This is a genomic window from Actinotignum sp. usb-actsch-rep-73 (assembly GCF_059082735.1).
This window is the reverse complement of record NZ_JBHNPV010000068.1, coordinates 41,584-48,257: the sequence shown is the minus strand read 5'-3', so window position 1 is coordinate 48,257 and position 6,674 is coordinate 41,584. Positions and strand designations below refer to the sequence as shown.

The 6,674-nt window shown below is 57.3% G+C and carries 9 protein-coding genes; 5 read left to right on the top strand and 4 right to left on the bottom strand.

Annotated elements, in window-relative coordinates; genetic code table 11:
• On the bottom strand, positions 1 to 1,340 hold a 1,340-nt coding region (locus AC5RE1_RS05345), incomplete at its 3' end, for a nicotinate phosphoribosyltransferase (RefSeq protein WP_179370261.1).
• A gap of 81 nt (positions 1,341 to 1,421) precedes the next feature.
• Between AC5RE1_RS05345 and clpS the strand changes: the two genes are divergently transcribed.
• The 4 genes from clpS to AC5RE1_RS05325 are packed head-to-tail and all read left to right on the top strand — an operon-like array spanning position 1,422 to position 3,930.
• Complete coding sequence (gene clpS / locus AC5RE1_RS05340; protein WP_179370262.1) at positions 1,422 to 1,709, top strand: ATP-dependent Clp protease adapter ClpS; 288 nt, start codon at positions 1,422 to 1,424, stop codon at positions 1,707 to 1,709.
• Complete coding sequence (locus AC5RE1_RS05335) at positions 1,706 to 2,281, top strand: DUF2017 family protein (RefSeq protein WP_006681847.1); 576 nt, start codon at positions 1,706 to 1,708, stop codon at positions 2,279 to 2,281. Before clpS ends, AC5RE1_RS05335 begins: the two co-directional genes overlap by 4 nt.
• A 9-nt stretch (positions 2,282 to 2,290) precedes the next feature.
• On the top strand, positions 2,291 to 3,127 hold the full coding sequence (gene murI / locus AC5RE1_RS05330) for a glutamate racemase (RefSeq protein WP_006681846.1): 837 nt from the start codon (positions 2,291 to 2,293) through the stop codon (positions 3,125 to 3,127).
• Positions 3,124 to 3,930 (top strand): MBL fold metallo-hydrolase, encoded by an 807-nt coding sequence (locus AC5RE1_RS05325; protein WP_006681845.1) that lies wholly within the window; start codon positions 3,124 to 3,126, stop codon positions 3,928 to 3,930. Before murI ends, AC5RE1_RS05325 begins: the two co-directional genes overlap by 4 nt.
• A gap of 18 nt (positions 3,931 to 3,948) precedes the next feature.
• Here the strand turns inward: AC5RE1_RS05325 and AC5RE1_RS05320 are convergent, their stop codons facing one another.
• Positions 3,949 to 4,881: a LysR family transcriptional regulator gene (locus tag AC5RE1_RS05320; protein ID WP_103632397.1), complete on the bottom strand. Its 933-nt coding sequence runs from the start codon at positions 4,879 to 4,881 to the stop codon at positions 3,949 to 3,951.
• A gap of 140 nt (positions 4,882 to 5,021) precedes the next feature.
• Here AC5RE1_RS05320 and AC5RE1_RS05315 point away from each other — a divergent pair, with 140 nt between their 5' ends.
• A complete protein-coding gene (locus tag AC5RE1_RS05315; RefSeq protein WP_006681843.1) occupies positions 5,022 to 5,150 on the top strand; it encodes a hypothetical protein in 129 nt (42 codons plus the stop codon).
• Between the two features lie 123 nt (positions 5,151 to 5,273).
• Here AC5RE1_RS05315 and rdgB read toward each other — a convergent pair whose 3' ends face one another.
• Together rdgB and rph are read right to left on the bottom strand one after the other, a co-directional pair.
• Positions 5,274 to 5,897 (bottom strand): RdgB/HAM1 family non-canonical purine NTP pyrophosphatase, encoded by a 624-nt coding sequence (gene rdgB / locus AC5RE1_RS05310; protein WP_006681842.1) that lies wholly within the window; start codon positions 5,895 to 5,897, stop codon positions 5,274 to 5,276.
• Entirely contained in the window at positions 5,897 to 6,664 is a 768-nt protein-coding gene (gene rph, locus AC5RE1_RS05305) for a ribonuclease PH (RefSeq protein ID WP_006681841.1), read from the bottom strand. Before rph ends, rdgB begins: the two co-directional genes overlap by 1 nt.
• Positions 6,665 to 6,674 lie beyond the last annotated feature (10 nt).

Sequence of the window (6,674 nt, the reverse complement as noted above, 5' to 3'; positions counted from 1 at the left end):
CAGAGCTTCACATAGCGTGTCGGGATCGCGACCTCGCCCTCGGACAGGCGCCAGGCCTGATAGGGAAGTTCGTTACGCGAGCGCACGTGCGTTGCTTGTGCTTTCTCTAATGCGTCGTCTCCCCAGAGGGAAGAATCGATTGTGCCGTCAGTGATCAGCGGAATTTGAAGTTCGCGTGCGCCCCGCTTGGCAAGTTCAGCCTTCGCATCGGCTTCAGAATCGGTGACAACCAGGATCTCTTCGGCTGCGTATCCGTCTTCGTCGATAACACGACCAGCGAACTTCTTGCCACCGACCGTCGACTTGGATTCCGATTTCTTCGCGACAGGCTTCGGATTGCCGTTCTCGTCTTCGCGGGACACGAGTTTGTACACGAGGGCCGCTGTGGGCACGCCCGAACCGGTGACCAGCTTCGTTCCAACCCCATAGGAGTCGATCGGCGCGGCGCCTAGGGCCGCGATAGCGTACTCATCCAGATCGTTGGTGACCGTGATCTTCGTGGTCGTTGCACCAAGAGCATCAAGCTGACCGCGAACCTTGAAGGCGGTGGCAACAAGGTCGCCAGAGTCCAAACGAACGGCGCCTAGTTCACCGCCGGCAGCGCGTGCGGCCTCAACAGCGTTGATGACGCCCTGTTCGACATCGTAGGTGTCAACGAGCAGCGTCGTCGATGGGCCAAGCAGTGCAATCTGAGCGTCGAATGCTTCGCGTTCCGAATCGTGCAGGAGTGTGAAAGAGTGGGCTGCGGTGCCAATCGCGCGGATTCCGTAGCGCTTGGCTGCTTCCAGATCGCTGGTTCCAGCAAATCCGCCGATGATTGCTGCGCGCGCTGCGGAAACAGCGGCTCGTTCGTGGCCTCGTCGAGCTCCCATATCCATGCACGGGCGACCGTGGGCGGCGATTGTCATACGTGACGCGGCCGACGCGATCGCGCAGTCATGGTTCAGGATCGACAGAAGAAGCGTCTCGAGCATCGTGCACTCGGCGAAGGTTCCCTCCACGGTCAGCAGAGGAGAGCCTGGGAAATAGCATTCGCCTTCGGCGTAGCCGCGAATCGAACCGGTGAAGTGGAAATTCTTCAGATAATCGAGTGCGTCATCGGAGACGATTTTCTCGGCGTGAAGCCAATCGATCTGAGCGGGCTCGAATTCGAAGCGTTCGAGCGCTTCGAGAATGCGACCAGTACCTGCGACAACACCGAAGCGTCGGGTTGCGGGAAGACGACGCCCGAAAACCTCGAAAGTGGATGTGCGCCATGCGGTGCCGGCTTTCAAAGCAGCATCAAACATGGTCAGTTCATACATGTCCGTCAGCAGTGACGTTGAAATTGATGAGGGCATATAGCAAACCTAGCGCGATATACCACAAGTTCGCGTGTTGAAACCGCACCATGGTACGAAATCGTTGCTTAGGCTTGAAACATGCCAACGACTTCATCGACGCCACTTGAACGCCCGGCCCCCACCTTAGCTGGGCTCGCGCAGTGGCGTACTGTCGTTTGGGACGACCCGGTCAATCTGATGTCGTATGTGACCAACGTGTTTGTCCGTCACTTCGGCTATTCGCACGATCGCGCTGATTCCCTGATGCGTGAGGTCCACGTGCTCGGCAAAGCAACCGTATCTACGGGACTTCGCGAACGCATGGAAGCCGATGTCGTGGCGATGCACGGGTACGGTTTGCGCGCGACGCTGGAACTCGACTCGTGATTGGTCCTTTTGTATACGAGGCCGGCGCTTTCAGCGCCGAATTGCACCCCCCGTATTCGACGTTGATTGCGCAGCTGATGCGTGAGATTCTTGTTGTCCTTGATGATCCAGGGGATATGCCAGCGTTCGTTGCGGCGGCAACCTCGTTGGAGAATCATCGCGAGGCTCCAGAAGAACACTCCCTGGACTATTTACTTCCAGCGATGAGCTCTGACCCTCAGGACGCAACGGGTTTGCGTGCGCTGACGGAAGATTTTTTGCGGGCAGAAAAGTCTGCTCGACTGCGTAAAGTGTGCGCGCATATTGAGCGCGCCGAAGCCCTCGGTATTCAAGAAGTCAGTTTCGATGCTGACGAGGTCTGGGATTGGCTTGGTGCGCTTAATGATGTTCGTCTCGGACTTGCCGGTGAACTTCAGATCGCTTCCGATGATGACGTGGAGCAAATCGCGAAGATTGCAAGCGAAAAACCGAATGGGACCCGTCAGCAGTCGGCAAGCGCTATCTACATGCTCCTTACCTGGTGGCAAGACTCACTGGTGTTAGCCCTGAATTCCCAAGGCGGTAGCAACTAGGGTCAAAGCATGGATAACGCGCCTATCGGTATTTTTGATTCTGGCCTCGGTGGCCTGACCGTCGCGCGTGCCGTCATTGATAAATTGCCGGACGAGGAAATCCTCTACCTCGGCGACACCGCCCACACCCCCTACGGGCCTCGTGCAATTGCAGAAGCGCGTCGCTTCACATTGGAATGCTTGGATGAACTCGCTTTCCGTGGTGTGAAAGCGCTGGTGATCGCCTGTAATACGGCAACGGCTGCAGCCCTTTCAGATGCGCGCGAACGCTACTGGATTGACGCGCATATCCCCGTCATTGAGGTCATCACTCCGGCCGCCAAGCAGGCTGTCGCGACCACGAGGAATCGTCGTATTGGCGTGATTGGTACGCAGGCAACCATCCAGTCGGAAGCATATCGAAACGCGCTTGCGGCCGTTCCAGGTCTCCATGTCTCACAGCAGGCGTGCCCTGATTTTGTTCCCTTTGTTGAGCGTGGTGTGACAACCGGAGTTGAACTGGAAGCTGTCGCGCGCGAGTATCTTCAGCCACTCAAGGACGATGGCGTCGACACTCTTATCCTGGGATGCACGCACTACCCGTTGTTGACCGGCGTTATCGGCCGTGTCATGGGCGAAGGAGTGTCCCTTGTGACCTCGTCAGAAGCGACTGCCAACGTGACGTACAACGAACTGACCGACCGCGATCTCTTACATGAACCATGGGCGGAAGGTGACGGTCCCCATCACCAGTTCATGACAACCGACTCCGGCGATACGTTCCCACGTCTGGCCCGACGTTTTCTTGGCCCCGAAGTTGGCAACGTGCAAGAAATCTCGATTGCGTCAGGAGCCAGTGCCCAATGAAACTGACAACGATCGGGTGCACCGGTTCCATGTCCGGTCCGAAGTCTCCGGCCTCGTGCTACTTGGTTCAAGCGAACGGCGTTGATCCGAGCACCGGTGAGGATCGCGTGTGGAACGTGGTTCTCGAGATGGGCCCCGGTTCTTTCGGTGCTCTCTGGCGTTGGATTAGCCCCCGCGATATTGATGCGGTGGTCCTTTCGCACTGCCACGCTGACCATATGGCTGACATCATCTCGCTACAGGTGTACCGCAAGTGGGGCCCCGGCTCTGATTTGCCTCCGCTGATGGTTGTCGGTCCCGAAGGTCTGTTGGAACGTATCCGCCAGATCGACGGCGTCGTCGAAGAAGAGCTGTATGCGAACGAATTCAATATTCGAACCGTTGAAGATGGCCAGTCCTATCAGATTGGTCCGATGACTCTGACATCGTTCAAGGGTATCCACACAATTCCCTCGTTCGGAACGCGCATTGAGGGGCCGAGTCAGTCAGATCCGTCGACCGCGGTGTCGATGTTCTTTACCGGCGATACGGATGAAAGCCCTCGTATCGATGCTGGAGCTATGAATGTGGATCTTCTTCTGAGTGAAGTTGGTTTCACTCGTGAAGATTCAGTTCGTGGAATCCACATGGATGGGGTGCGCGCAGGTAGCTTTGCGACGCGAGCACATGTTGGTCGACTGGTTGCGACGCACATTCAACCGTGGACAGAAACTGAACAGGTGCTTGCTGAACTGCGTCAGACCTGGTCTGGTCCCGTTGATTTCGCCTGCCTTGGATCTTCGTTCGTGGTGGGTGACACGTAGCGCTCATCGCTGGGACTGCTACTGAGTGGTCTCGTATGTGTTGCCACGCCAGTCATTGTGGTGGGTTGCAACCCACTGGAAGAGGGCAGCAAGGACCTGGCCGGTTGCAGTGTTCGGTGAATCTTCTCCGTTGCGGTGACGCACCAAAATGCGCCTGAAGCCCAGTGCTGGCAGAGTTGTGACACGCATACCTCCCAGTGCAATTCCTTGGATAGCCATGTAGGGCATGATCGTTGAGCCTTTACCGGCGCGAACAAGGGCGTGCGCCGCCTCGTAGTTGATGTACGAGTAGGGCACCCAGTGGATGTGTGACGTTGCAGCTGCCACACGTTGCATGGGGAGTGCGCCGATCGTGTCCGGTGCGACCCGGAGCCATTGGACGTCGGCAAGGTCGCGTTCGGATCCCACTAGCGGGGCGTTGGAGGGGCTGACCAGTACCCAGGGTTCGTCGATAAATTGGACATCGGTGAAGCCGCGTGGCGCGTTGCCGGGGGCGGTGTCACGTTCCAGCATGAGCAGGTCGAACTTGCCTGAACGCATCTTCGTCATGCCCGGGCCTTCGCCGGATTCATCGATGTGGATTTCGACGCCGGGAAGCTCTTGTTCCAGCTGGGAGGTGAGGGGGAGGAGGACGTTACGAATAACCGTGTGAAAAGCGCCGATGTGTACGACACCGGTCAGGTGTCCGGCGATGGGGCGAAGATTTCGGGCAATGTCGTTAAGGTCATTCTCGATGCGTTCGGCGCCGTTGACAAGAATGCGCCCTGCGGGGGTAAGAAGAGCGCCGGCTGGGTTGCGATCGACGAGGTCCAGACCGACTTCTTCCTCGAGTTTTTTGATTTGTTGTGACACCGCTGATGCAGAGACCCCCAGGTAGTCTGACGCGGCGACGATTCCACCTTCTCGGTGAACTTCAAGAAGAACTTGGAGTCGTTTTGGATCGAGATGCATCGGAGCTCCTATTGCTTAAGTAAAACTTAAATTACAAAAAAGAATAGTTCAATTGAACTGTATGTGAGTGGCGTGCATACTTATATGTATCGAGTCGTGAACAGTGAGGCATACGACACAGAGTTGAATGGAGAAACGTCATGATGTCATTGGTCCGTCGTCAGCTAGACCGCTTCCGTTCCTATGTCACTCGCTATCGCAGACAGCAGCGTGATGAACTGCAGTTCTGCATGGATCGCCCGATTTACGGCAATCTGGTCGCCCGCTGAATCCGGCTTGGTGATAAACACCGCTCTCGCTAGCGTGACAACTTAATAGACAAGAGAGGCGATGCCACCGGTGGCATCGCCTCTCTTGTCATGCCTGCTTACTGAAACAAGGATGAATTGAGATCACTGGCTCTGTTGGAGCGCATCGACAACCGCGGGAGTGAGGGCGCGGAATGCAATGCCTCGATGGCTGATCGCATTCTTCTGCTGGGGCGTCATTTCCGCTGTCGTCACGTTAAAGCCATCGGCAACGAAGATCGGGTCGTAGCCAAATCCGCCACTACCACGGCGCTCGTGAAGCAAAGTACCACGAACCTCTCCGCGCTGAACGAACTCGCGCCCGTCAGGCAGAACCAATACAGCAGCAGAGACGAATGCGGCACCTCGTAGCGCATCAGGCACATCGGCCAACTGAGCAAGGAGCAAATCGAGGTTTGCTGCATCGTCACCGTGGTGGCCACACCAGCGAGCAGAGAAAATGCCGGGCGCTCCACCCAGAATGTCAACGCACAAACCGGAATCGTCCGCGATCGCCGGCAACCCGGTCAGCTTCACCAAAGAACGAGCTTTGATCAGAGAGTTTTCTTCGAAAGAGGCACCGTCTTCTACCGGTTCGGGCGCATCAAAGTCACTCATCTTGGCAATGATCCCGGCCTCGTACCCTGCGTATGCGGGGGCCAGAATTGCTTCCAACTCCGCGATTTTGTGGGCGTTGCCGGTGGCGAAAACCAGTTTGGGGGTCGTCATCAGAGGGTGACCGTCTCAAGTTCGCCAGCGGTCAAACAACGACGTTGCAGATCGGCCAGTTGCGCGTTGCCGATCGCTGCCAGGTCAAGCAGGTCTCCCAGTTCATCACGGTTGAAGGGCGCGTGCTCGGCAGTGCCCTGAATCTCGATGAAGTTGCCGTTGCCGGTCTGAACGATGTTCATGTCAGTTTCTGCGCGGACGTCTTCAACGTAGGGGAGGTCGAGCATCGGGGTGCTGTCGATAATGCCAACGGAGATCGCCGACACGGAGTCGGTCAGCACGGACGTGCCAGCCTTGGGTGTGATGAGACCTTTTTCGGTGCCCCAGCGGACCGCTTCAGCCAGCGCAACGTAGGCGCCGGTCACGGACGCGGTGCGAGTGCCACCGTCTGCACGCAGAACGTCGCAGTCGAGGACAATTGTGTTTTCGCCCAGAGCTGTCACGTCAATGATTGCGCGCAGGCTTCGACCAATGAGGCGTGAGATTTCCTGTGTGCGTCCACCGACCTTGCCCTTGATGGATTCGCGCTGTGAGCGTTCAGCGGTTGCGCGTGGCAGCATCGAGTATTCGGCGGTGACCCAACCTTCTCCGCTCCCTTTACGCCAGCGCGGAACACCCTCTGTCAGCGAGGCGACGCAGAGGACGCGAGTATTTCCGAACTCGACAAGGACGGAGCCTTCACCGACGCCCGCCCAACCGCGGGTCATGGAAATGGGACGGAGCTGGTCGAATGAGCGCCCATCGGCGCGAGATACATCATGAGTCATGCCTCCAGCC